Annotated in this window: 21 protein-coding genes; 6 read left to right on the forward strand and 15 right to left on the reverse strand. The window is 44.8% G+C overall.

Going from position 1 to position 25,158, the window contains the following annotated elements:
• Positions 1-62: 62 nt before the first annotated feature.
• From modC to VER99_RS22750, 4 genes are read right to left on the reverse strand one after another with little or no spacing between them, the layout of a single operon-like run.
• On the reverse strand, positions 63-1,172 hold the full coding sequence (gene modC, locus VER99_RS22735) for a molybdenum ABC transporter ATP-binding protein ModC (protein ID WP_024372990.1): 1,110 nt from the start codon (positions 1,170-1,172) through the stop codon (positions 63-65).
• Positions 1,172-1,858, reverse strand: a complete 687-nt coding sequence (gene modB, locus VER99_RS22740) for a molybdate ABC transporter permease subunit (RefSeq protein ID WP_020334865.1) — start codon at positions 1,856-1,858, stop codon at positions 1,172-1,174. Before modB ends, modC begins: the two co-directional genes overlap by 1 nt.
• A 2-nt stretch (positions 1,859-1,860) precedes the next feature.
• A complete protein-coding gene (modA, locus tag VER99_RS22745) occupies positions 1,861-2,622 on the reverse strand; it encodes a molybdate ABC transporter substrate-binding protein (RefSeq protein ID WP_020334863.1) in 762 nt (253 codons plus the stop codon).
• Positions 2,623-2,681: 59 nt separating this feature from the next.
• A complete protein-coding gene (locus tag VER99_RS22750) occupies positions 2,682-4,133 on the reverse strand; it encodes a cobyric acid synthase (protein WP_020334862.1) in 1,452 nt (483 codons plus the stop codon).
• A gap of 246 nt (positions 4,134-4,379) precedes the next feature.
• Between VER99_RS22750 and VER99_RS22755 the strand changes: the two genes are divergently transcribed.
• Positions 4,380-4,916 carry a hypothetical protein gene (locus VER99_RS22755; protein ID WP_024372991.1) on the forward strand — a complete coding sequence of 179 codons (537 nt, stop codon included), beginning with the start codon at positions 4,380-4,382 and terminating at the stop codon, positions 4,914-4,916.
• A gap of 65 nt (positions 4,917-4,981) precedes the next feature.
• On the opposite strand, the gene VER99_RS22760 is transcribed toward VER99_RS22755, so the two are convergent.
• The 3 genes from VER99_RS22760 to VER99_RS22770 all read right to left on the reverse strand — a co-directional run bounded on the left by VER99_RS22760 (position 4,982) and on the right by VER99_RS22770 (position 7,868).
• Positions 4,982-5,656: a putative ATP-dependent zinc protease gene (locus tag VER99_RS22760; protein ID WP_020334860.1), complete on the reverse strand. Its 675-nt coding sequence runs from the start codon at positions 5,654-5,656 to the stop codon at positions 4,982-4,984.
• Between the two features lie 12 nt (positions 5,657-5,668).
• Positions 5,669-6,856, reverse strand: a complete 1,188-nt coding sequence (locus VER99_RS22765; protein ID WP_020334859.1) for an amino acid aminotransferase — start codon at positions 6,854-6,856, stop codon at positions 5,669-5,671.
• 157 nt (positions 6,857-7,013) lie between these two features.
• Positions 7,014-7,868, reverse strand: coding sequence for an AraC family transcriptional regulator (locus VER99_RS22770; protein ID WP_020334858.1), 855 nt, complete (start codon positions 7,866-7,868; stop codon positions 7,014-7,016).
• A 158-nt stretch (positions 7,869-8,026) separates the two neighbouring features.
• Here VER99_RS22770 and VER99_RS22775 point away from each other — a divergent pair, with 158 nt between their 5' ends.
• The gene (locus VER99_RS22775; RefSeq protein ID WP_020334857.1) at positions 8,027-9,418 is read left to right on the forward strand and encodes an MATE family efflux transporter; all 1,392 of its coding nucleotides are present in this window, start codon (positions 8,027-8,029) and stop codon (positions 9,416-9,418) included.
• A gap of 96 nt (positions 9,419-9,514) precedes the next feature.
• On the opposite strand, the gene nrdG is transcribed toward VER99_RS22775, so the two are convergent.
• Positions 9,515-9,985 (reverse strand): anaerobic ribonucleoside-triphosphate reductase-activating protein, encoded by a 471-nt coding sequence (gene nrdG, locus VER99_RS22780; RefSeq protein WP_014234203.1) that lies wholly within the window; start codon positions 9,983-9,985, stop codon positions 9,515-9,517.
• Between the two features lie 80 nt (positions 9,986-10,065).
• Complete coding sequence (gene nrdD / locus VER99_RS22785; protein ID WP_020334856.1) at positions 10,066-12,186, reverse strand: anaerobic ribonucleoside-triphosphate reductase; 2,121 nt, start codon at positions 12,184-12,186, stop codon at positions 10,066-10,068.
• A gap of 309 nt (positions 12,187-12,495) precedes the next feature.
• On the opposite strand from nrdD, the gene VER99_RS22790 reads away from it, so the two are divergent.
• Entirely contained in the window at positions 12,496-13,368 is an 873-nt protein-coding gene (locus VER99_RS22790; protein WP_020334855.1) for an endonuclease/exonuclease/phosphatase family protein, read from the forward strand.
• Between the two features lie 52 nt (positions 13,369-13,420).
• Here the strand turns inward: VER99_RS22790 and VER99_RS22795 are convergent, their stop codons facing one another.
• The 5 genes from VER99_RS22795 to VER99_RS22815 all read right to left on the reverse strand — a co-directional run bounded on the left by VER99_RS22795 (position 13,421) and on the right by VER99_RS22815 (position 19,077).
• Positions 13,421-14,476, reverse strand: a complete 1,056-nt coding sequence (locus VER99_RS22795; protein ID WP_020334854.1) for an efflux RND transporter periplasmic adaptor subunit — start codon at positions 14,474-14,476, stop codon at positions 13,421-13,423.
• Positions 14,473-17,781, reverse strand: a complete 3,309-nt coding sequence (locus VER99_RS22800) for an efflux RND transporter permease subunit (RefSeq protein WP_020334853.1) — start codon at positions 17,779-17,781, stop codon at positions 14,473-14,475. Before VER99_RS22800 ends, VER99_RS22795 begins: the two co-directional genes overlap by 4 nt.
• A 29-nt stretch (positions 17,782-17,810) precedes the next feature.
• The gene (locus VER99_RS22805; RefSeq protein ID WP_020334852.1) at positions 17,811-18,266 is read right to left on the reverse strand and encodes a YeeE/YedE family protein; all 456 of its coding nucleotides are present in this window, start codon (positions 18,264-18,266) and stop codon (positions 17,811-17,813) included.
• 10 nt (positions 18,267-18,276) lie between these two features.
• A complete protein-coding gene (locus tag VER99_RS22810; protein WP_020334851.1) occupies positions 18,277-18,696 on the reverse strand; it encodes a YeeE/YedE family protein in 420 nt (139 codons plus the stop codon).
• A 72-nt stretch (positions 18,697-18,768) separates the two neighbouring features.
• Positions 18,769-19,077: an ArsR/SmtB family transcription factor gene (locus tag VER99_RS22815; RefSeq protein WP_014234196.1), complete on the reverse strand. Its 309-nt coding sequence runs from the start codon at positions 19,075-19,077 to the stop codon at positions 18,769-18,771.
• Between the two features lie 177 nt (positions 19,078-19,254).
• Between VER99_RS22815 and VER99_RS22820 the strand changes: the two genes are divergently transcribed.
• Positions 19,255-19,440 carry a YgaP family membrane protein gene (locus VER99_RS22820; protein ID WP_014234195.1) on the forward strand — a complete coding sequence of 62 codons (186 nt, stop codon included), beginning with the start codon at positions 19,255-19,257 and terminating at the stop codon, positions 19,438-19,440.
• Between the two features lie 62 nt (positions 19,441-19,502).
• Positions 19,503-21,206: an FAD-dependent oxidoreductase gene (locus VER99_RS22825; RefSeq protein ID WP_020334850.1), complete on the forward strand. Its 1,704-nt coding sequence runs from the start codon at positions 19,503-19,505 to the stop codon at positions 21,204-21,206.
• Between the two features lie 103 nt (positions 21,207-21,309).
• On the opposite strand, the gene VER99_RS22830 is transcribed toward VER99_RS22825, so the two are convergent.
• The gene (locus VER99_RS22830; RefSeq protein WP_020334849.1) at positions 21,310-23,634 is read right to left on the reverse strand and encodes an FdhF/YdeP family oxidoreductase; all 2,325 of its coding nucleotides are present in this window, start codon (positions 23,632-23,634) and stop codon (positions 21,310-21,312) included.
• A 629-nt stretch (positions 23,635-24,263) separates the two neighbouring features.
• Between VER99_RS22830 and VER99_RS22835 the strand changes: the two genes are divergently transcribed.
• Positions 24,264-25,145: a LysR family transcriptional regulator gene (locus VER99_RS22835; RefSeq protein ID WP_020334848.1), complete on the forward strand. Its 882-nt coding sequence runs from the start codon at positions 24,264-24,266 to the stop codon at positions 25,143-25,145.
• Positions 25,146-25,158 lie beyond the last annotated feature (13 nt).

The following is a 25,158-nucleotide window of genomic DNA, read 5'->3' on the forward strand; positions in this document are numbered from 1 at the left end:
AAGTGAATAAAGGGCTGCATTGTGCAGCCCTTTTTAGTTATGTAACCTTTGCATCAGTCTTTTTAAGCGTGTGGTGCAAAGGCAATATCGCGTTGAGTCACACTCACCCCTTTGACTTGTGCATAGACACAGTCACCGGGCTTTAAGTTGAGGTCATCCAGTGCCCAAGGGGTAATTTTAGCCCACAAGCAGCAATTCGCGTCCAGTTGCAAAGAGACGGTAATGCTTTGCTTATCTTCTCCGACATTCACCTGCTCGATTGATTGGACAGTCGCAGGCAAAACATTTCGAATCGAGGTGGCTACCGGACGCTCCAAAGCAATAGAGACATCGCTAGCGCGCACTTGAAGTCGAATTGGCGTTCCAGGCTCGCCCTCAATCTTTTGTACCCAGAGCGAAGCGTTTTGGCCAAGTTCTACAGACGTCAGCGCATAGTGCTCATGATGAGCGGCGATTTTTCCTTCAAACAAGCTACTGTGTTCTGAAAATGACTGCCACGGTCTCATTGCGTGAGAAGCCCAGACCTCTTCCAGCTTGCCTGATGTCACTATACTGCCGTTCTCAATAATTGCTAAATTCTGAGCCAATCTTATGATTTCTTGTAAGCTGTGTGTCACATACACAATTGGTATGTTCACTTTTTCAGATAGGTCCTCAAGAAACGGCATGACTTCCCGTTTTCTGGGCATATCCAGTGATGCTAATGGTTCGTCCATTAACAACAAATCGGGCTTAGACAACAATGCACGTGCTATCGCCACTCGTTGCTTTTCGCCGCCAGAGAGCGACACTGGGAAACGCTTCAGGAGTGGTTTAATAGAGAGAAGCTCAACCACTTCATCAAAGTACTTAGTATCCTTCTCTTTGACGCCATACATTAAATTCCCTTGTACTGAATAGTGTGGGAATAGGCGTGAGTCCTGAAAAACATAACCAATCTTTCGCTTGTGCGTCGGTAAGTTTATTGCCTTATCACTATCAAATAAGACGTGTTCGCCAATACTGACTTTACCTTGTGTCGGCGTGACCAATCCACTGATTACATTAATGAGCGTTGTCTTACCTGCACCAGAACGCCCAAATAACGCACTAATTCCATGACACGGTAACTCAAGATCGATATCAAAATCACTTTCACCAAGTAATTGTTTAAATTGAACTTTAATACTCATTATTTCGCTCCCAATCGACGAGCCGCTTTTCGGTTCATCCACTCAGAGGCCATTAACGTCGATAACGCAAGCGCGATAGAAATGATACAAAGACGCGCCGCTTGCATCTCTGCCCCGGGCGTTTCTATAAAGTTGTACATTGCAAGTGGTATGGTTTGAGTTTCGCCAGGGATATTGGACACAAAACTGATGGTTGCGCCAAACTCACCTAAGCTGCGTGCGAACGACAACATCGTTCCGGTGATTATTCCGGGGATTGTTAGCGGCAACGTAATCGTCATAAATACTTTAAATGGAGAGGCACCAAGCGTCGAAGCGGCATGTTCAAGTTTGGGATCGACACTTTCCAGGCTTAAACGAACAGAACGAACCATAAGCGGCAACGCGACTACAATACAAGCGACAACCGCTCCTTTCCAATCAAAGCTAAATACCAAGCCAAAATGTTCATACAGCCAACTGCCTATGAACCCCTGTCGTCCAAGGGATAGCAGTAGCAAATAACCAATAACAACCGGTGGCAAGACCAAAGGCAAATGAATCAGGCTATCGAGGACAGACTTGCCAAAAAAGGTTTTGCGAGAAAGTAACCACGCCAATAAAACCCCTAAAGGGATAAGCCAAAGTACCGCGAACGCGCCTACTTTGAGACTTAATATTAAGGCTTGGTATTCCAGTTCAGTCACGCTTATTCCTTATTACTGAAACCGTATTTGACAAAGACCGCTTTGGCTTCATCTGTATTCAGGTATTGGAAAAACTGCTTCGATTCAATTGAGTCACTGATCATTGCCGCCGGATAGACAATGGCAGAGTGCGTGTCGCTCGAGAACTCGTCTACTATTGTTACTTTGTCTGTCAGCAACGCGTCGGTTTTGTACACAATGCCCAATGGCGCTTCTCCACGCTCTACAAGAGCTAACGCGAGTCGAACATTCTTGGCAGGAGCAACTTTAGATTCAATATTTTTCCATACGTCCAGTGTAGTCAGTGATTCTTTAGCGTACATCCCCACAGGTACAGATGTCGGATTACCCAGTGCAAGACGTCCATCATTCAACGCAGCTAGCCACGCGTTACTATCTGAAAAATTAAAACTCTTCGTGTTAGACGGCTTGGGAGCAATCAAGACCAGACTATTCCCCACCAAATTGGTGACATTGTCACGTAAGATGACCTTTTCATCCACAAGATAGTCCATCCACTTGGTATTTGCTGAGATGAAAACATCGGCGGGAGCTCCGTTCATTATCTGACGAGCAATAGACGAGGAACCACCGTAAACTGGTGTGACGGTTACATCGAACTTGCCTGAGAAATTTTCGCTAATTTCGTTGATCGCATTGGTCATAGAGGACGCAGCGTACACTTTGAGATCGGCTGCGGCATGGGCAGAAAAAACAACGCTTAACAATGCCGTTAAGCAAACATGTGTTTTCCATATTTTCATTAATAGGCTCCTTTACGAGACAAGCTTTAGACTGATATTACGTTCATCAACTGAGTGTTTTATTTGAATAAAAAATCTAAGTTCATGTGTTGCTCTATCGCATCTGCAATACGATTAATCCCAAGCTCTTTAATCTCTTCAAAATTTTGTTGCTTAATTTGAGAGCCATTTACCCACTCGGCAATGAGATTTAACACTTCCACTTCATCAAAGAAACCGTGTAAATAGGTTCCCATAATTTGGTCACATTCACTTAACGCGCCATCAAAAACACCATTGGTGAGTTCAAGTGGCTGAACGCCTGTCACTTCGCTTCGGCCAACATGAATTTCGTAGCCTTTTGCGGTCGCACGTTTACCATTTAGGCAAACGACAGCTTGTGTCTTTGTCAGTTGCTTACTACCGGTAAGGACCGTGTGAACGTCAAGCAGCCCTAAACCTTCACTTTTGCCCGCTGTACTTTCAACACCCTCTGGATCATCAATAGTTTTACCTAGCATCTGATAGCCGCCACAAATACCAATGACTTTTCCACCCAGGCGAATATGGCGCAATATATCCTTATCCCAGCCCTGACTTCTTAAGTACGCTAAATCGTCTCTGACGGACTTTGTTCCGGGTAAGATAACCAAATCAGCTTTATCGATTTTCTCGCCTTTACCCACATAACGTAAGTTAATGTCAGGGTTGAGACGAAGGACATCAAAATCGGTATGATTGCTGATTCGGGTTAAAACCGGTACCACAACATTGAGTTTGACTTGTGCGTTTAACTCTTGCTGATTAGTGATCGCATCCTCGGCTTCAAGGTTGAATCCATGGAGGTACGGTAATACTCCCAAGACCGGCTTACCGGTTTTTTCTTCAAGCCAATCTAATCCTGATTGCAACAGACGAATGTCACCACGGAAGCGGTTAATGACAAAACCTTTTACGCGCGCTTGTTCGGATTCAGAAAGTAACGCTAACGTGCCGTATAAGTGAGCAAAAACCCCGCCTCGATCGATATCAGCAACAATAATCACCGGAACATCAGCCGCTTCTGCAAATCCCATATTGGCAATATCCCCTTCTCGCAGGTTAATCTCTGCCGGGCTGCCTGCTCCCTCAATCATAATCGAGTCGTACTCTTGGGTCAGTCGCGAAAAGGAATCAAGTACAGTATTCATCGCAACTTTTTTGTAGTCATGAAATCCAGCAGCGTCCATATCAGACAACGCTTTGCCTTGCAGAATGATTTGCGCACCCGTATCGCTGTTTGGTTTTATAAGCACCGGGTTCATATGAACTGTGGATTCAATATTGCAAGCTTGAGCCTGAACTTCCTGAGCACGCCCTATCTCACCGCCATCTTTGGTGACCGCGCTGTTAAGCGCCATATTTTGCGGCTTAAAAGGGGCAACTTTAATCCCTCTTCTCGCTAATACACGGCATAAACCTGCCACAAGTACACTTTTTCCGGCATCCGATGTGGTGCCTTGAACCATTAAAGAAGGGATTGCTGATTTCATGAATATTCGTAAGAGAAGAAATAGATGAGCAATCATAACGTTATCGTTGCAGGTTACTCAAGCAAATGAACCGAATATCAAAGTTTATCGTCACATTTGTTCCACTTGCCCTGTCTGGAAAGAGGGTTGTAAATAGTCGCTCGCGGGTTAAAAGAAGTGATACTGGTAAAAAGTGACACTATTATCATTTATGGTCTGGTTTTTGCTTTGCTCTGTGTAATTTTAATGATCTTGTCTGGAGTTACCATGCTAGGTAAAGCGCTAAAGGTTACGGCCTTTGGTTTGTGCGCGATACTGCCACTTTCCTCTTATGCCAATAATTTTAACTACAATACGTTGGAAGTCCGTATGGGTACCAGCCCAGGAACCTTTGGTGGCGAATTTACAAGCTACTTTACTGAAAACACCCACTTCATTGGTCGCGCTGATAGCGAATTCAGTGGTGACTGGGATGTCGCAGGTGGTATTGGCTTCAATGGCCCTGCTGGACAATTTGCTGATATTTATGGCCAGATGCTGCTGCACAATATTAAGAAAAACAGCAGTGACAAAGTCGGCGATGAGTGGCACGCAGAGGTCAATGTTGGTACTCGTGTCTGGCTGATGCAAAACGTTGAGTTTCACGCGCGTTTAGGCCAATTAATGGACAACGATGATTCCCACACCGTTTACAATTTGGGAGCTCGATTCCATTCGACTCAGCAATTGTCACTTGGTGCCGATTTCAAAAATAACGGGGTTTACGGACAGCAACTCGTGATGTCTGCCCGCTTTGGATTCTAAGCAAGCCAAACCAGCATAAAAAATGGCCTCCACAAGTGGAGGCCATTTCAGTTTTAGTATTGTTACTATTTCTTACTAGGTTTGTCTTGAACGTATTTTTTCGATACATCGACAACAGCAATATCTCTGAAGAAGCTTCTTCCCAAAAGCATTGGGAACTTCATATGGCCTCTTTCTGCCAAAGTAAATTCCGTCTTCTCTTTGTAATCACCAACCTGAATGTAAGCCATTACAACAGCACGTTTATTGACTTCGTCCGATGAGGACTGTTTTACCTTAGCCCAACGCTCTACTGGTGCTTTAAATTCTTTACTCGCCTTATCGCCAAGGTCGATTTTGAACTGAACCCAGTCTTTACCATCGCGTTCAAATGGTACGATATCTAACGCGCTGATTGACGATGTCGTTGCGCCAGTATCTACACGTGCTTTAAACGTTTCATCAATCCCCGGTGCATAAACCCACTCTTCCGAGCCGAGAATAAGCATACCGTCAGGCGTTTTTTGTACCTTAACTGGCTTTTCTGGTTTTGGCTCAGGTTTCGGCTCTGGCTTTATTTCCGGTTTTGGTTCTACTTCTGGCTTGGGCTCAACCTCTGGTTTAACTTCAGGTTCTACCACGACAGGTTGTTCTATTTCAGGCGTTTCTGGCTCAACAGGCTCCGTCGTCGTTTGCGTTGACGTACAAGCAATTAAACTACCGCTCATCATAAGCGGCAGAATCAGTTTCCAGTTTTTCATCCACACTCCGAATTAAAGTTGAGAGACTTTATTTATCGCATCAGCTACGTAAGGAATATGTGTTTCGGTCAGACCGGCAATATTAATGCGGCCATCTCCAACACCATAAATGCCATAATCTTCACGCAAGTGCACCATTTGCTTTTCAGTAAAGCCTAGCACAGTAAACATGCCTTTGTGACTCTCAATGAAGTCAAATTGATCTGTATTATGGTTATTTCTCAATTCGTTACACAAGTTTTGACGAAGGCTAACCAAACGCTGCTGCATTTCGCTCAGTTCTTGCTTCCAAACTGAGGTTAGGTTCGCGTCTTGAAGGATCGTTTTGACCAGTGCAGCACCATGATCTGGCGGCATAGTGTAAGTAGAACGAGCCAACGTTAATAGCTTACCTTTTGCGTTAGTGACATCTTGAGTATTTTTACCGACGACAATCGCAGCACCTGTACGTTCACGGTAAAGACCAAAATTCTTCGAGCAAGACGTCGTGATTAGCATCTCTTCAACGTTATCTGCCATAAAGCGAAGGCCTTTCGCATCTTCTTCCAGACCATCGCCAAAGCCCTGATAGGCGATATCAACAAAAGGGGTGAAACCATTCTTCTGTGATAGCTCTGTAATTGCTTGCCAAGCGGCGAAGTCGATATCTGCACCCGTTGGATTGTGGCAACAACCGTGGAGTAGCACGACATCAGAAGGGCCAGCTTTTGACAAATCGTCGAGCATTTTAGCGGTATCAACTTGCTTGGTTTCTGGAGAGAAGTAATGGTAGAACCTTACCTTCAGACCTGCAGCTTCCATTACCGGTTTGTGGTTCACGTAACTTGGATTAGAAATCCATACGGTCGTATCTGGTTGTGCAACTTTCATTAAGTCGCCCAACATACGCAAAGCACCACTCGCCCCTGGAGTTTGAATTGCCGCAACACGATCCATTGCGGAGGTTCCGGATAACAAAAGATCAACCATGCTTTGGTTAAACTCTTCGCAGCCAGCAAGGCCAACGTAAGCTTTGGTTTTTTGAGTTTTTACAACAACGTCTTGCGCCATCTGAATGGCTTTCATGATTGGTGTTTCACCAGCGCTGTTTTTGTACACGCCAATACCAAGGTCGACCTTGTTTGGACGTTCATCGCCGCGATATGCAACGGATAAAGATAAAATAGGATCTAATACGGGAGTTGGTAGATTAGAAAACATGAAAGTCACAACCCTTTGAAATTCAAGTACGGACTTCACGGTAACATTATCATTTGAAATGGCGAAATGATTTTTTACGAATTTCGTCAATTATAGGACAAAATTCTGTATGCAATGGCGCCCTGTGCACTTGGTTGGTTACAAAGAAAGCAAAGCACTACTCGATATCTATCTCAAGATGCCCATTTTGTCTGAACTCTCTCGGTGTAATACCGGACCAAGTTCGAAACCGTGTACTGAAGTTTGCGCTGGTTGGATAACCGACAATCTCACCAATGTGCTGAATCGGCCATTCGGTGGAGCGTAATAACCTGGCCGCGTATTCCATTCTCATACGCGTTAAATGAGCCATCGGGCTTCGTCCAAATTGCTGCTGCGTAACTCGATAGAAATGAGCTTCTGAACAAGGATATAGTGCCGCTAATTGCTCTACGGTCCACTCTTTATGTAGTTGTCTTTGGACAAGATCAAATACACGGCGCAACTTCAATAGATTACGGGAAACAGATTCGGACTGCGGCATGTTTAGCATCAATTCCAGTTGAGCGACGCTGTGAGCACCTACCTTACAACCATAGTCTATCGGTAAGTTGATACTGCGTAAAAGTGTTTGAATACACGCGTACATGACTTCTGATGCAGATGTGAACTGGTAACTAATTTCATCACCTATCATTGACCAGTCTGTGTGTTGTGAAAGAAAGATCCACGCTATCTGCCACGTTTCGTCTTCCATACCAAATCCGTTTTCAACGCCTGCGGGAACGATAACCAGAGAACCTGGTTCTAGTTCATAGCGGCATTCTTTGCTTTCTAGCCAACCTTTTCCTCGCACGGTATAGAGCAGCATGTGCTTTTTTTGGTTTTTCCTATACACCGAAAAGAAATCTCTGCATGTTGCGATGCCGCATTGCACGATGCCTCTTTCTTCTAATGCTAAAACACGCGTGTGGTCGATCATCTCCTGATACGTTTTTTCGGAAATGGAGTAGCACTCTTGTTTTTCTTCCATATTTCGATGTCTCACACTGTATTTATTGCGTCTTGGCAACATTAGATATAACGGCTCAAATTACTTGAGAGTTTTGCAAAACTATTGGATGCCTTTGAAAAATACAACGCGAAATCATGGGGATAAACTACTCGCATTATTCTTAATGGAGAAATGCGATGCTCTTAACAAGTGAGTACATCAACAAAGCATTTTGGAAGCGGCTTATTTCAATCGCCCTCCCTGTTTCGCTTCAATCCACGCTATTTGCGTTATTAGGCGTTGTCGATATTTTTATGGTGAGTCAATTAGGTGAATCCGCGACTGCGGCTGTCGGTGTCGGCAACCGTATCTTTTTCTTCAACCTTGCAGTGCTACTAGGACTTTGTGGTGCGGTAACGGTGTTGTCTTCCCAGTACTATGGGTCGGGAAACATTGACGGAATACGCAGGACTCTGGCTCAATCTTGGTTTATTTCAATCGTTGTTACTGTCCCGTTTATTATCATTTATCTGGTTTTTGATCATGAAATCGTTTCGTTCATGTCCGAGGATGCCGAGTACGTTAACTATGCTCGCGACTACTTGGTGGTTACCGGAATAAGCCTTATTGGTACTGCGATTCTCGTTCCTATAGAGTCTGTGCTGCGTTCAGTTGGTCAAGCAAAACTAGCGACACATGTAAGTATTCTGGCCATCATCGTCAATATTATTCTTAACGCGGTATTGATTTTTGGTTTGTTGGGATTCCCTCAGTGGGGAGTGTTTGGAGCTGCAGTAGGGACGCTTATCTCCCGCTTTTTTCAAGCAGCAGTTATGGTGTATTTCTTTCGAAAACGATACTCTCACTACCTACCAACAAAGTTCGATTGGGCTCAAGGTGCGCTTAAGCCTTATCGCAAGAAGTATTTCAAAATATCACTGCCTATGCTCGTCCATGATTCATTATGGACTGGCGGACTAATCGTCTACAGCATCTTATATGGTCAACTTGGGGTGTCGGAGTTGGCGATTATCTCATTCCTATCGCCAATAGAAGGCGTATTGATATCCGCGTTTATGGGATTTGCTGTCGCCGCATCGGTTCTCCTGGGCAACGATATCGGGTCAAGACAATTTGACAGAGTTGAAAAAACCGCGTGGTGGTATGTTTTAACCAGCTCAGGGTTAGCGATAATCTTGTTTATGTTAATGTGGATGTGGATGTGTTCGCCGTGGATATACGGGCTATTGGAATTTACTCCACTTTCCAACAAAGAAATGGCGCTTAACGTCTGCCTTGTTATGGCACTAGGAATGATTTTTCGCGTGTTCAATATGGTGGGAATTGGTGGCGTTCTTAAAAGCGGCGCCGATATTAGGTACAGTATTTTTATCGACACCTTTGGACAGTGGGCAATTGGTATCCCTCTTACCTATTACACAGGCATGGTTTTAGGATTGCCTCTACATTACGTGCTGATGTCACTGATTGTCGAAGAACTTGTGAAAGGTTTACTGACGACTCATCGTATTCAGTCTAAGCGCTGGATAAACAACATGGCTGATGACGAGGATATGGTGACCGCGTAACCAAAGGTTTCAACAGCCAACAAAGAACTCACCCAAAAGGCACATTTTCAACTCATGAATGTGCCTTTTCTATTTTCCAGCCAGTTTGTCTCTTATTTAAGCATGATCAAAATGGTGTATGACTTGGTTGGAGCTGCCGCGCCATTCCAAATTCAAATCTTTTTTATCTTGCTCAAACTTACCATCGATAAGCACATCGATGTATTTGGTTACTTCTCTTTGTGCATCGTCAAGCTCGGCCAAAGTGTAACCTGTCCAAACCCAGATATCTTTACCCGCACACTCTTCTCTTACACGCTTAACCAATTTTAGGATGTACGGTACATTTTCCGGATGGAGCGGATCTCCCCCCGACAACGACAAACCCCGGCGTTTAATTCGCGTGTCATTTAGATCAGCAATGATTTTGTCTTCGAGTTCTTGAGTAAATACATGCCCAGAATCCACACGCCAGGTCGATTGATTATAACAACCGCGACACTGGTGAATACAACCAGAAACAAACAGCGTACAGCGTGTACCCGGTCCATTTACAACATCAATTGGATAGTATTGGTGGTAATTCATTGTCGTGTCTCATTAGGTTTGTGAAAACAGAAAATCAACCCGAAACAGGTTGATTTTCTGTATGCAGTTTCAATTACTGATTAAAGGTGTTTAACTCGGCGCTTCACTTCTTCCTGTTTCCCGAAGTTAAACGGACGTGCATCAGGGCTACCAAGGTAACCGCACACACGGCGTGTTACCGATACTTTAGTTGAATCATGGTTACCACAGCTTGGGCAGGTAAAACCTTTACTGGTACATTCAAATTCACCAGTGTAGTTACACTCGTAACATTCATCGATAGGCGTATTAGTGCCGTAGTAAGGCACTCTGGTATAGCTGTAATCCCATACGTTTTCTAACGCTTCAACGTTGCGCTGCATGTTCGGGAATTCACCATAACAGATAAAACCACCGCTCGAGATTTCTGGGTATGGCATTTCAAAGTCAATCTTGTCGTATGGGTTCACCTTCTTCTCTACATCTAAGTGGAAGCTGTTGGTGTAGTAACCTTTATCTGTTACCCCTTCGATCACACCGAACTCTTTAGTGTCAATACGACAGAAACGGCTACATAAGTTTTCACTCGGTGTCGCGTATAGACTGAAACCATAGCCTGTTTCGTCTGCCCACTGATTCACTGCGTCTTTTAGGTGTTTGATCACCTCAACCGCTTTTTCACGTAAGACCGCATCGTCATACACGTGCGCTTCGTTGCCAAACAGTGCGTTAATCGTTTCATGCACACCGATATAGCCTAGTGAAATTGAAGCACGACCATGTTTGAAGATCTCAGCAATAGAGTCATCCGCTTTCAGACGAACACCACATGCTCCTTCCATATATAGGATTGGTGCTACGCGTGCTTTGACGTTTTCCAGACGCGTAATGCGAGTTTCTAACGCTCTGCGCGCTAGACGAAGGCGATCATCAAGTAGCTCGTAGAACTTTTTCTCGCTTCCTTTGGCACGAATGGCAATGCGAGGTAGGTTCAAGCTCACAACACCAAGGTTGTTACGACCTTCATGGATTAGCTCGCCGTCTTCTTCATAAGTACCTAAGAAACTTCTGCAACCCATCGGCGTTTTGAATGACCCCGTCACTTCAACCACTTTGTCGTAGTTCAGAATATCTGGATACATACGTTTAGAGGCACACTCAAGCGCAAGTTGTTTAATGTCGTAGTTTGGATCTTCAGCTTTGTGGTTCAGACCGTCTTTAATACCGAATACCAGTTTTGGGAACACGGCCGTTTTGCGATTTTTGCCAAGCCCCGCAATGCGGTTTTTTAGAATCGATTTCTGGATCAAACGAGATGCCCAGCTTGTACCTAAACCGAAACCAAACGTAACGAATGGCGTTTGCCCATTTGCGGTATGTAACGTGTTTACTTCGTACTCAAGCGATTGGAAAGCGTCGTAACACTCTTTCTCTGTACGCGCTTTTGCAAACTCTTCCGGCTCGGCAATGTCCCACTCTTTGGCAATCTTTAGATGCTTCTCGTAACTTGTCATTACGTAAGGGGCCAATACTTCATCGATACGGTTGATCGTTGTGCCGCCGTAAATATGGCTGGCAACTTGTGCAATGATCTGCGCCGTGACTGCGGTTGCTGTGGATATCGATTTCGGCGTATCAATTTCCGCATTTCCCATTTTGAAGCCGTGTGTCAGCATGCCTTTCAGGTCGATCAGCATGCAGTTAAACATCGGGAAGAATGGTGCGTAATCTAAATCGTGGTAATGAATGTCACCCACTTCATGCGCTTGTACGACATCGCGAGGAAGAATGTGAGTTTTCGCGTAGTGTTTCGCAACGATACCAGCCAGCAAGTCACGTTGAGTCGGGATAACTTTGCCATCTTTGTTCGCGTTTTCATTGATAAGGTCGAGATTACTTTCTTCAATCAGACCTTCAATTTCACGAGTTAGGAAGCTTTGTTTCTCACGAGCAATATCGCGATCATGGCGGTACTCAATGTAAGAACGTGCCAGAGACTTATAAGGACCTTGCATGAGTTCATTTTCAACCAGATCCTGAATCTCATGGATGTGAACTTCATCGTGATCTTTGAGCTGTAACTCGACAGCAAGAGCAACATTGAGAGCATAAATGGCGACATCTTTATCTTTGTTTTCCGCCGCGGCTTCGACTGCTGCTTGAATACGATCCCTGTTGAACGGAGCTCTTGAGCCGTCACGCTTGATTACGATTGGTTTCACTTTCTTCTCCTTACCCCAGCATACTCACAGAGTTATCCACAAACACACTATATGGGGTGATTTATTATTCTTTAGCCACAATATATTGTGGCGTATTTAACGAGAAGCACCAGTCGAAAACATTGATTTTGATCAACAAAAACTGGGTAGCGGATAAGAAGAAATCGATCTTATTGCTGATGCCCTTTATTAAAAAGAAATCAATGAAAATTGCAAAATTGGTACGTAATACACTTGCTTTTTTTAGAGGTCTTATAGGATAAAGGTTACAAAGGGACACGCACTAAAACGGGAGTGAAATAAGCCAATATGCGATCACTTTTTGCTACAGCCATGTTAGTTTTTTGTTCCGCCTCATTTGCTCAAAATTCAATCAACCTAACCAGTTGGAATATTGAATGGCTAGCAATGAACGGTGGAAAAGTATCAAGAACCGAGAACGATTTTGCCAAACTCAATCAATATGTGGGTAACTCGCAACCTGATGTATTAGCATTTCAAGAAGTCGATAGTGAAGCCGCGATTAGGAAAGTCGTGGGAAATGGCTACGATATTTACTTTTCGGATAGAGCTCGGTCCGGCAATAAACATTTGCAGTTCTCAGACACAAACCAGTACACAGGGTTTGCCGTGCGTAAAGGCATCCCGGTATCAGATCCCTCCGATTTTTCAATCACTCGAGGCAATAGCAAGTTACGCTTTGCGAGCTATATTGTTCTAAATCCGAATAAGCGTGATGAAATTCACCTGCTTTCAGTTCATCTAAAGGCGGGATGCAGTGGCGCTTACAAAAACAGTCGCGAATGCAAGACGCTCAAGCAGCAAGGCGAAGCTCTGGCAAAGTGGATAACGGCGCGTGAAAAGAGCCAAGAAAAGTACGCCATTTTAGGTGATTTTAACCACAACTTGGCTTATCAAGGTGACTGGTTATTGTCGACAATGACTTCAAATACCAGCGCTAAATTAGTCACAAAAGATACTCAAGCAGAATGTAAAGTGCGTTCGAATCGTAACCCTAATAAAACGCATCAGTTCCGTTCTATCATTGACCATATCATTGTCAGCGATAGTCTAGGATCGCAACCAGCCAGACAGGTGACATTTAAGTCTCAAGATGTTCTGGATTACCATCTAAGTGACCATTGTCCAATCAGTACGCAAGTGCGACTCTCTGCAAATTAGTCAGCTAAAAAACGCCCAGCAAAAATGCTGGGCGTTTTAGTTACAACAAAAATTAAAGCTGTCTCGGATTGAGAATGACGACATCGCCTTGCTTCAATCCTGTCCTTACTCTGTCCAACTCGCCCAACTGAATTAAACGCGTTTCGACTTCACCACCGTCTTGCAACACCTTGACATAATCCAACTGACCAACTTGATATACGGCGTCTTTCGGTATTCTTAGAACCACGTCGTCCGTTAAGGTCAGCGCAACCTTTGCAAAGGTACCTGGGTACACAGAGGTCGGAGATTCAAATTGCAATTTGACTGTGTAACTGCGTGAATTCGCATCAGCAGACGGTGTCACTTCTTTGATAGTCGCCGAAGCCGTCACATCATAAGAAGGAAATACGGCCTCAACCTGCTTATCGTAGTTCACGTAAGGCATGACTGACTCGGCAAAGTTAACTTCTATTTCAAGCGAGTCAGGATTGTACATCGAGAGCAAAAGTGACCCGGGTGTGGCGGTATCCCCTTTATTGATCGGCTTCTGCGTAATCAAACCGTCGAATGGCGCAGTAATAATACTGTACCCGAAGGTCGTCTCGGCTTCGGAGACGGCAGCCTGAGAGCGGTTGAAGTTGGCTTGTGCGGTTTGCAATGTACTTTCTGCCTGGTCGTACTGCGACTGTGGTATCAGTTTTCTGTTTAACAGCGTCCTAACGCGTGAGAACTCTTTACGAGCGGCATTAAGCTGCGCTTGTGCAGAGGACAACGCCTGCTCGCTCTGACGAACTCTTGCGTCTAAGTCATCACTTTCTAAGCGCGCTAATACGTCTCCCTGTTTAACTCTGTCACCTACTTTAACCAACACTTCAACAACTGAGGCGGTCAATCGTGCGGCAATATCAGCTTGCTGATCTGCGACAACGACGCCCGGAAACTCGCGAACAACAGGCTCACTGGTCAGTATCATCTCGTGCGTTTGTACAGAGTTAACATCAATCACGTTGGTTTTCGCAGAATGCTCAGTGGGTAACTTTTCGGAGAAAAAACCAGCCATATAAAGAAAAAGAAGCGCGAGCAAGATAATTAAAATAATGCCCAGCAATTTGTTATCTAATTTCATTGTTCTTCCTCCATCTGAGGCAATCCATGTCCTTTGGTATTCTGGTATGCGAGGTTATATACCACCGGAACAACAAGCAAAGTAAACACTGTTGAGGCCGTAATCCCGAATATGATTGCCCAGGCGAGGCCATTGAAAATCGGGTCGAGCGTAATAACGATGTTACCCAACAACGTGGTTCCCGCCGTTAACAGTATCGGTCTCATACGAACCACACCAGATTCGATTAGTGCGTCGTGCAAACTGCTGCCAGATTCGAGAGATTGCTGAATAAACTCAATAAGCACTAATGAATTCCGCACAACAATACCGGCTAGTGCGATCATCCCAATCATCGCCGTGGCTGTAAATAACGCAGGATTTGGGTAGTTACCAATGTCATTGCTTAAGACATTTAATATCCAGAATCCCGGCATAATACCGATAACCGTCAATGGAATAGCCAGCATTATGATCCCAGAAACCGCAGGTAAGCCAGTCTGAATCAACATAACCACGAATACGCCCAGTAACGCTGCACCATAAGCAATGCCAAGGTCGCGGAATACATCCACCGTAATTTTCCATTCACCTTCTCCACTCCATACGACATTAATGTTCTCCGGAACGCTCCAGGCAACACCAGCACCGTTGTTTAAGTATGTGCGATCCTGCCAATTAACATGTGCGTCACTGGAATGATCAATATCTTGATCCGCGATTACGTCAGCGATGATCTCACCAGGCACACGCCCGACGACTTCGGCATACACATAAACTACAGGATTAAGGTTTTTATGGAATATCGGTTTATCCGCTGGACGTTTAACAAATTGACCAATTTCTGAGAGCTGAACAACGGGTTGCGGAGCATCCACCACCGCGCCGCCCATTTCCACTTTTGCAATCCCAGGTCTTCCACGAACATACAGTTGTTCTAATCGGTTTAAATCGTCTCTGTCTTCACGACGAAGTTGAACTTCAATCGGCAAAGGATTTAATTCCCGACCATCAGCAATGTGACCAAGAGTTTTAGCATTCGCCGCCGTAATTAGCGTGTTATTCACCTCAGCGACAGACACACCGGATAGCGCAGCTTTCTCCTGATCGACCGCAAACTGCCACGTTTCTAAGTCACCCTGAACGCTCGTATCTACCTCTGATACTAACTGCTCTTTACGTAGGCGATCCGCTACTTTGTCAGCTTGAACCATCAACTCCTCATAAGAGGTGGTTTCGTCGCCATACACTTCAGCCGTAATAGTCGCGATAACCGGAGGACCTGGCGGTACCTCTACTAATTGAATGTCTGCGTTAAAGCGTTTCGCTATTTGTTCTAAATCACTTCGCAGACGAGTAACAATTTCATGCGACTGCATAGAACGATGTTTTTTCGGCGCTAATACAATGCGCAGTTCACCTTGGTATGGCTCGCTGCGCATAAAGTAATGGCGAACCATGCCGTTAAAATCCATTGGTGAAGCCGTCCCTGCAAAACCAGACACGCTGGTCACTTCAGGCACCGTCATCAGATAGTCAGAAAAACTGGATAGCGCATTGGAAGTATCTACAAAACTTGACGTTTCTGGCATGTTTAACACTAGCTGGAATTCGTTTTTGTTGTCGTATGGAAGAAGTTTGAGTGGCACCAAACGTAATGCAGGCAACAACGCGGCGAGTGCAAACAAAAATGCAACTAATCCAAGGAAAGCCCAAGCTTTTTTACGGCTTTCCAATAACGGTATTAATACTCCACGGTATAAACGATACATGGTCGACGATTGGATATCGTAATGACCGCTGTCCTGAGCGCCAGTAAGTATTTTCTTCGCAAGCCAAGGCGTTATCATAAACGCCACAACCGTACTGAACATCACACTGATCGGTACGTTGAAGGCGAGCGGCGCCATGTACGGCCCCATCATTCCTGTGATAAAAAACATTGGCGTGAACACAATAACAATCGCCACGGTAGACATTAATAGCGCGCTACGAATTTCAGCCATGGCCAAAACAATTGCTTTAGTGCGGGTCAAATCCTTACGCTTTAAGTAACGCTCAATGTTATCGATACTGGCGATAGGATCATCAACGATCAAACCGAGCGCTAAGATCAATGCAAACAGTGTTACCCGGTTGATGGAGTAACCAAAAAGTAAGTCCATCCCCAGCGCAGCACCATAACTGATCGGAATTGCGATCCCAACAACCAGTGCACTTCGCCAATCTAGGAATAAGCCAACGAATACCACAACGGTTAAAATTGATATACCAAGGCTGGAAACCAAGTTGTTCACTTTTGCGTTTGCGGTTTCACCGTAGTCGCGAATGATGGCGACCTGAACTTGAGGTGGGAACTGATCAGATTCAAGCTGAGCTAATTTATCATTGACTGCTTGAGCGACGTGAACCGCATTGGAACCTTTTTGCTTAGCGACCGAGATAAAGACAGCAGGTAGCGCTTGGCCGCTATTTTTATCTCTATACCAGGTATCGGATGTGGCCTCTCCCGGACCATCATAAATTCTCGCCACGTCTTTTAAGTAAACAGGCTTGCCATTTAGCACCGCGATGACGAGATTCCCAACGTCCTTTGAGCTGGTAAGAAATTGTCCGGATTCTAAAGTGAAATTGCGGCCATTAACCCGAATATTTTCACCCTGCGTTTTGGCGTTGCTGTATTGGATAGCTTGCTCAAGATCGTCAATAGTGACTTTAAAATTCGCCATTGCGACGGTATCAAGTTCAATCTGAACTTTTCTAGGTTCTCCGCCAATAACCTCGACTTTATTGGTCGCATCAAGTGATTTGATGCCTAAAGTCGCTTGATCCGCGATTCTTCTTAATTGATGGCGATCGAGCGTCGAAGGGTCCGTCGTATAAAGCGCTGCAACGACGATAGGCACGTCATCAATTTCGACTGGCTTGACTAACCAACTGGCTACAGACGGTGGGACTTTATCTTGATTGGAGTAAAGTTTGTTGTAGAGCTTAACTAACGCGTCTTCGCGATTTTCACCTACATAAAAGCGGACAATGACTTGCGCGGCCCCTTCCATCGACGAGGAATAAACGTATTCCACACCATCGATCTGGCTGACAAGTTTCTCTAACGGTTCGGTGATTTGATTTTCGACTTGTGAAGCACTCAAGCCCGGCGCGGATACCAAAACATCGGCCATGGGTACCACTATCTGAGGATCTTCTTCTTTTGGCGTGAGCCACAACGCCGCCGCGCCGACCATAAAGGCCAGTAGGATCATGATCGGAGGGAAAAAGCTGTTCATTACAGACTGAACAAAGCTTCGCTCTTTATTTCCGGGCATCCTTTTCCCTCCAATTTAGATTACATAATTTATGCTTTGGCTGTTTTCATCTTCTCTTCGCGAGCATTGATGACCAATTTCGCAAACATTGAGCCTGCCAGCATCGCAACAAAGAACAAAATAATACTGACGTTACCTAATGCCAAACTCGCCACGGCAGGACCAGGACAAATGCCAGCCAATCCCCAGCCTAGGCCGAAAATCGCAGCTCCAGACAACAATCGAGCATCGATCTTTGTGTTTGTCGGGGTACACATTTCTGCACCACTAACTGATTGTTTTCTCGGCTTGATAAGTAAAAAATAGCTTGGCATAAACACTGCCAGTGCGCCGCCCATCACAAAAGCTAAACTTGGATCCCAGTTTCCTGAAATATCTAAAAATCCAACAACTTTCGCGGGATCGATCATCCCAGAAACAGCCATACCCATACCAAATAAAACACCGCTTACCAGCGCAGTAATTCGAAAAATAGTGTTGTTCATGGAATCTCTCTTAAACTAGGTGAAGTCGAACAAAAACGGTCAAGCCAGCAACAGCCATAAATACGCATGTTGCAACGATAGAACGCTTAGACAAACGCCCAATGCCACAAATGCCATGACCGCTGGTACATCCGTTACCTAGTCTGGTTCCAATACCAACAAGTAAACCCGCCGCTAATACCAAACCCATTGAAAGATTTGCTGTACTTGGTACTGCCACGCCGAGTAATAAAACACTCACAAAGCCACCGACAATCATGCCAACTGCAAACAGAAGTCGCCATGAATAATCCCCTTTCTTCGGTGACATAATGCCATTCATAATTCCACTGATACCAGCAACCTTGCCGTTAACCAACAACAAAACCGTGGCAGAAACTCCCAATAAAATGCCACCAAACAACGATTCCCATGGAATAACGTCTAACATTACTTACCTCTATAGATTTTCATTTAATTTATTGATTTTAGTTGATTAACCACCGAAAAGGCGTTTAACGACTTAACTACAAAAAACGCCATGCAGTGCTTTAATTAATGACTCAACTCTCGGTTCAGCTAACGAGTAGAACACCTGCTGTGATGATTTCCGAGCGCTGATTAAATTGTGTTTACGCAACACCGTTAAGTGTTGTGAAAAGGCGGATTGACTCAAAAAGGAGTGTTTTTGTAACTCCCCTACACCAACCTCTCCTTGGGTCAATTGGCACAACACCATCAACCTTTCCGGGTGCGCCATTACTTTAAGTAGATCTGCGGCTTCAACTGCGCTGCCTTTCATCGCCGCTATGTCCATTGCTGTATCGCTCATGACTCACCTCTACATTAAAAACTAAATTAGATATTACTAAATAATAATATTTAGTCAACACTAAATTAGCTTTTGTGAATTTAGTTAAATTAACATTAGACAACTCTAATTTAGGTGTTTATAGTGAGCATGTTAAAGGATGGCTGTTTCAGTTAAACAGTTCTAAGGAGAAGAGTTATGACGTTAGAAAATGCTGTAAGAGTATTTGCCGGCACTATGATTTTAGTTTCGGTTCTACTCACCGTATTCGTTCACAGTAACTTCATTTGGTTTACTGTGTTTATTGGCGCTAACCTAATTCAGAGTGCTTATACCGGAATTTGTCCTGCCGCTTACTTTTTAAAGAAATTTGGTTTTAGATAACCTAGATGTTTCGAGCTGGCTCTACAATGTAAGTCAGCTCATACTAATGCTTGGAGTTAATAATGACTAAGATTTTAATCGTCGGTGGTGTCGCTGGTGGCGCATCTGCAGCAGCGCGTGCTCGTCGTCTGAGTGAAGACGCAGAAATTATCATGTTTGAGCGCGGTCCATTCGTGTCTTTTGCAAACTGTGGCCTGCCATACCACATTGGTGGTGATATCCAAGAACGCAGTAAACTCTTACTACAAACGCCAGAAAGCTTCCTAGCGCGCTTCAATGTCGATGTTCGCGTGATGAATGAAGTAGTCTCGGTAAACCGTCAGGATAAAACCATCGTGGTTAAGAACCTAATTGATGGTTCAGAATACGAAGAATCGTACGACTTCTTGCTGCTTAGCCCAGGCGCAGGGCCTATCGTTCCGCCAATTCCTGGCCTTGATAATCATCTCACTCACTCGCTACGTAATATTCCAGACATGGATCGCATTATTGAAACGATCCAGATGAACAAACCAGAGCATGCGACTGTGGTAGGCGGTGGCTTCATCGGTTTAGAGATGATGGAAGCGTTCCATCAGCTAGGTATCAAAACTTCTCTGATTGAAATGGCTGACCAAGTCATGACGCCTGTTGACCGTGAAATGGCGGGATTCGCTCACGCTGAAATTCGAGATAAAGGCATCGATCTGAAACTTGGAGTGGCACTTGAGTCTGTTCAGTTCGTACCTAACGAACATGTTGCCAGCTTTGACTCCGGTGAAAGTGAAAAGCACCAACACTTAGAAGGCGAACTGGAGCTAACACTTAATAATGGTGAGAAGTTGACGACTGATATTCTCATCATGGCGATTGGTGTTCGTCCTGAGACCAAGCTTGCCCAAGAAGCTGGCTTAGAAATCGGTGCACTAGGTGGTATCTCTACCAATGAATACATGCAAACCAGCGATCCTTCGATTTATGCAGTTGGTGATGCAGTAGAAGAAAAAGATTTTGTCACTGGCGAACCAACATTGGTACCGCTAGCTGGCCCTGCAAACCGTCAAGGCCGCATGGCTGCAGATAACATGTTAGGTCGCAGTGAAACCTATCAAGGAACACAAGGCACGGCGATTTGTAAGATCTTTGACTTAGCTGTTGCTTCAACAGGTAAAAATGAGAAACAACTGAAACGTGCGGGTATTGATTACGACAAAGTGTACGTTCATACCGCAAGCCACGCGAGCTACTACCCTGGCGCAGAAGTCGTGTCGTTCAAAATGCTGTTCGATCCAAAATCAGGCAAAATTTTAGGTGCTCAAGCCGTAGGTAAAGATGGTATCGATAAGCGTATCGACGTGATGGCAGTGGCTCAGCGTGCTGGCATGACGGTTGAACAGTTACAGCACTTAGAACTGACCTACGCGCCACCTTACGGCAGTGCGAAAGACGTAATTAACCAGGCAGCATTTGTTGCCAATAACATCATCAAAGGTGATGCAACCGCAATTCATTACGATGAGATGGATTCACTGACTGATGACCAAGTGTTACTTGATGTACGTAACCCGGGTGAGCTTGAGAGTGTTGGTTTTATTAAAGATGCTATCAACATTCCTGTCGATCAATTACGTCACCGTATGGACGAGCTTCCAAAAGACAAAGAGATTGTGATTTACTGCCAAGTTGGTCTGCGTGGTAACGTCGCGTACCGCCAGCTCGTCAACAATGGCTTTAAAGCACGTAACCTGATTGGTGGTTACCGCACTTACAAGTTCGCTAAAGCTTAATTGACGCGTCAATAGAGAGTACGAGTAAGTAAAAAAACAAACGGCTGATAGTGATTATCAGCCGTTTTTCTTATCCCGAATTTTGTAGTGCTTTGTTAGTTATCTATTCTGTTTCAATAAGCGCTATCTCATCTGATGTGGATTTCTCCAACTTAATCGCAATGAACTTAGAAGTTGGCGTAAAGGTTCTGTCCCCATAGCTATCCAGCGGTACCAATGGGTTAGTTTCTGGATAGTATGCGGCAGCCTGACCAGCAGGAACATCATACGCAACCAGCGTGAATCCGCTTACTCGACGCTCTACGCCATCTTCCCACAATGACACCATGTCTACTTTGTCGCCTGATTCAAAACCAAGCTTCTTGATGTCCGCCTCATTGATGAACAAGACTTCTCGCATCCCAAAAACGCCACGATAGCGGTCATTTAAACCATATAGCGTCGTGTTGTATTGATCGTGCGAGCGCATGGTTTGCAGAATAAGATCAGGCTTCTGACCTTTTTCTAATAGAGCTTCACTGATCAACTGTTTTGGTAGTTCGCTGTCGCTGAACTGGGCTTTGCCACTCGCCGTATTCCATCTGCGCTCAGCGGCTGGGTTCACCAAATGGAAACCACCCGGATTTTTAAGCTTGCTGTTGAAGTCTGTGAACCCCGGAATTGTGTCGGCGATAAGATCTCTAATTCGATCATAATCTTCTATCACCCAGTTCCAATCAATCGGATGTGTCCCTAGCGTCGCATTCGCAATACCAGCAATGATTGCGGGTTCTGAACGCAAGGCTTTGGAGCGAGGTTTCAACTGACCATAAGAGATGTGCACCATGCTGAATGTATCTTCAACCGTTACACCCTGTGGCCCGTTTTCTTGAGTATCAATTTCAGTGCGCCCCAAGCAAGGCAGAATCAATGCATCTTTACCAGTCACTAAATGCGAACGATTGAGCTTAGTCGAAATGTGAACGGTCAGATTACAGTTTCGCATTGCATCGTGAGTACGTTCGGTGTCCGGTGTCGCTTGAGCAAAGTTGCCGCCTAAACCAATAAATACTTTCGCCTGGCCTTCTTCCATTGCTTTAATCGCTTGAACCGTGTTGTGACCTACACCACGAGGCACTTCGAAGTTGAATCGACGCTCAATGCTATCAAGCAGTTGGTCAGATGGCTTTTCATCGATGCCCATTGTACGGTCGCCCTGAACGTTACTGTGCCCACGTACCGGAGAAAGACCTGCGCCCGCCTTACCAACGTTACCACGTAACATCTGTACATTGGCCACTTCTTTAATCGTTGGCACGGAGTGACGGTGTTGCGTCAAACCCATTGCCCAACACATGATCACACGCTCAGCGCGTGAATACATGCGAGCGACCGTTTCGATTTCGCTTAAATCTAATCCAGATTGCTCAGCGATGTGCTCCCATGAAGTGGCATCTACTTCAGCTAAGTAGTCATCGATACCAATGGAATGCTGTTCAATGAATTCACGATCGAACACGGCTTTACCACCGGTTTCTAATGCTTCACGTTCCCATTGCAATAAAAACTTAGCCATACCACGAAACACTGCCATGTCCCCACCCAGTGCAGGACGCAAATATGCTGTATTCGTCGGCTCTGAACCATTACTGAGCATTTCTATCGGCATTTGTGGGTTTTGGAATCGCTCCAAACCACGCTCTTTTAATGGGTTGAAACAGATAACTTGTGCACCGCGTTTCACCGCTTCACGTAACGGCTCCAGCATACGTGGGTGGTTGGTTCCCGGGTTTTGGCCAATAACGAAAATCGCGTCCGCTTCTTCAAAGTCATCAAAGATAACCGTGCCTTTACCTACACCAATGGTGTCTTTCATGCCAAGCGCGCTGGCTTCATGACACATATTTGAGCAATCAGGAAAGTTATTGGTACCAAATGCACGTACGAATAATTGATATAAAAACGCGGCTTCATTGCTGGCGCGGCCGGAGGTGTAAAACTCCGCTTGGTGTGGCGATTCCAGATCATTGAGGTGTTTTGCCACTAACTGAAAAGCCTCTTCCCAAGAAACTGGAACATAGTGATCAGACTCGGCATCGTATTTCATTGGGTGTGTAATACGCCCTTGATATTCGAGCCAGTAATCTGTTTGAGTAGAAAGAGAAGATACACTGTGGTTAGCGAAGAACTCAGGATCAACCAGTCGATTGGTGGCTTCCCAGTTAACAGCCTTTGCGCCATTTTCGCAAAAGTTTACTTTACCGCTTTCTGGTGATTCACCCCAAGCACATCCTGGGCAATCAAAACCGCCATTTTGGTTGGTTTTCATCATGGTGCGGATGTTTTTCACCGCATTTTCGCTTCCCCACCAGCTTCTTGTCACGGCTTTGAGCGCACCCCAACCACCAGCTGGACCTTTGTATTCTTTTATTCTTTCTTTTTGGCTCACGACTTTACTCCTCGTATATAGGAACAACAGCAAACAGGCTGCCCGGGAAAACAAGCGCGCAAAATCGCGGGAGTCATGAAGGGGCGTTTTCAATCTGGACAAGTAAAGGCTCTGTATATGTAAGACTTTACTTGTCCAGATTGTATGAGTTCTGGTACCCGTCTACTGTTTCAGAATGTTCAGACACAATCTTTAATGCTGTGTTTTGATCTGAATCAAAGGTTAAGTCGTTACTTTGTATGCGTCCAATTGATATCCCTGACCGGCTGATAAATAAAATCTATCACGACTTTAAGACAAGACATTCATCACATTTTTCATCAATTGAATTTATCAGAGAATTCGTTTTATGCGGTATTTAAACTGAGATCTCACGCTCGACTCAGTAATTTCGATGCGATTTACGATAGACATTATCTATCACCCTATAGATACTTTAGATTTGACCCCAATCAGTATCGGGAATAGCCTTGATTTAGATCAATTTTGAGCACATTTTCGCTCTTGACATAAGAAGAGTAGAAACAGGTAACTCAAATATTGATGAAGATAAAGAACGCATAAACATTGCCTTTTAAAATCGCGCTACCCGTTACTGTGACTCACAAAGCAAGGTTAAGTTAGCCAAGATGGATATCAAACAACTTAAATACCTAATAGCACTCGAGCAGACCAAACATTTTGGTCAGGCGGCGGCATTGTGTCACATTACTCAGCCGACACTTTCGATGAGAATTAGAAGTTTAGAGGAAGAACTAGACTTAGAATTAATCCAAAGAAGTCAACGCTTTGAAGGATTCACGGAAGCTGGAGAGCGTATTTTAGCGTGGGCTAAAACCGTGTTAGCGGCTCACGATGGTTTACAAGCTGAAGCCGCCAACTGCAGAGGACAACTGGTCGGCTCGCTTAGGCTTGGTATGGTGCCTTTAGCCAGCCAAAACCCTATGCAGTTAATCAAGCCACTCGCTGAAGCGTTTCCGGAGCTGCAATTTCAGATCCTCTCAATGACGACTGAACAGATCATAGACCAGCTCAATCGAAACCAACTCGATTTGGGTATGTGCTACGTCGACCAGGTGAACACGGCCTATTTTGACGTTATTGAATTGGACTCAACAAAACTGGGGGTGTTGTTTGACGAGCGCTATTTTGATTTTGCCGAATCAGAAGTAATGTGGGAATCACTCAATAGCATCCCGCTTGGCTTACTATCAAAAGGGATGCACTACAGACACTCTATTGATATTAGCTTTATTAGCAAAGGGCTTGTCCCTCAAACGGTCATTGAAAGTAACTCCACCTTTCACCTTGTCCAGGCGGTAACCAGCGGTCTTTGCTGTGCGATTATGCCTAGAAACTGTGGCCTTGAAGAGTTAAACGATACGCTTCGTATTGTACCGATTGAAGAAGCCGCCGTTCATGCGCCTTTAGGCTTACTAAAACGTAAACAAGAGCCTTTTTCTGCACTCACAGATCAGTGCTTTTCAATCGCAAAAACCATATTTAATTAACAACGAATACGCA

This window comes from Vibrio natriegens NBRC 15636 = ATCC 14048 = DSM 759 (genome assembly GCF_035621455.1).
Lineage (GTDB): Bacteria > Pseudomonadota > Gammaproteobacteria > Enterobacterales > Vibrionaceae > Vibrio > Vibrio natriegens.

Bases quoted from the DNA above. Each gene is read 5' to 3' on its own strand.
- modC (WP_024372990.1), bottom strand. From the start codon at position 1,172: ATGAGTATTAAAGTTCAATTTAAACAATTACTTGGTGAAAGTGATTTT.
- modA (WP_020334863.1), bottom strand. From the start codon at position 2,622: ATGAAAATATGGAAAACACATGTTTGCTTAACGGCATTGTTAAGCGTT.
- VER99_RS22750 (WP_020334862.1), bottom strand. From the start codon at position 4,133: ATGAAATCAGCAATCCCTTCTTTAATGGTTCAAGGCACCACATCGGAT.
- VER99_RS22755 (WP_024372991.1), top strand. From the start codon at position 4,380: ATGCTAGGTAAAGCGCTAAAGGTTACGGCCTTTGGTTTGTGCGCGATA.
- VER99_RS22760 (WP_020334860.1), bottom strand. From the start codon at position 5,656: ATGAAAAACTGGAAACTGATTCTGCCGCTTATGATGAGCGGTAGTTTA.
- VER99_RS22765 (WP_020334859.1), bottom strand. From the start codon at position 6,856: ATGTTTTCTAATCTACCAACTCCCGTATTAGATCCTATTTTATCTTTA.
- VER99_RS22770 (WP_020334858.1), bottom strand. From the start codon at position 7,868: ATGGAAGAAAAACAAGAGTGCTACTCCATTTCCGAAAAAACGTATCAG.
- VER99_RS22775 (WP_020334857.1), top strand. From the start codon at position 8,027: ATGCTCTTAACAAGTGAGTACATCAACAAAGCATTTTGGAAGCGGCTT.
- nrdG (WP_014234203.1), bottom strand. From the start codon at position 9,985: ATGAATTACCACCAATACTATCCAATTGATGTTGTAAATGGACCGGGT.
- VER99_RS22790 (WP_020334855.1), top strand. From the start codon at position 12,496: ATGCGATCACTTTTTGCTACAGCCATGTTAGTTTTTTGTTCCGCCTCA.
- VER99_RS22795 (WP_020334854.1), bottom strand. From the start codon at position 14,476: ATGAAATTAGATAACAAATTGCTGGGCATTATTTTAATTATCTTGCTC.
- VER99_RS22800 (WP_020334853.1), bottom strand. From the start codon at position 17,781: ATGCCCGGAAATAAAGAGCGAAGCTTTGTTCAGTCTGTAATGAACAGC.
- VER99_RS22805 (WP_020334852.1), bottom strand. From the start codon at position 18,266: ATGAACAACACTATTTTTCGAATTACTGCGCTGGTAAGCGGTGTTTTA.
- VER99_RS22810 (WP_020334851.1), bottom strand. From the start codon at position 18,696: ATGTTAGACGTTATTCCATGGGAATCGTTGTTTGGTGGCATTTTATTG.
- VER99_RS22815 (WP_014234196.1), bottom strand. From the start codon at position 19,077: ATGAGCGATACAGCAATGGACATAGCGGCGATGAAAGGCAGCGCAGTT.
- VER99_RS22820 (WP_014234195.1), top strand. From the start codon at position 19,255: ATGACGTTAGAAAATGCTGTAAGAGTATTTGCCGGCACTATGATTTTA.
- VER99_RS22825 (WP_020334850.1), top strand. From the start codon at position 19,503: ATGACTAAGATTTTAATCGTCGGTGGTGTCGCTGGTGGCGCATCTGCA.
- VER99_RS22835 (WP_020334848.1), top strand. From the start codon at position 24,264: ATGGATATCAAACAACTTAAATACCTAATAGCACTCGAGCAGACCAAA.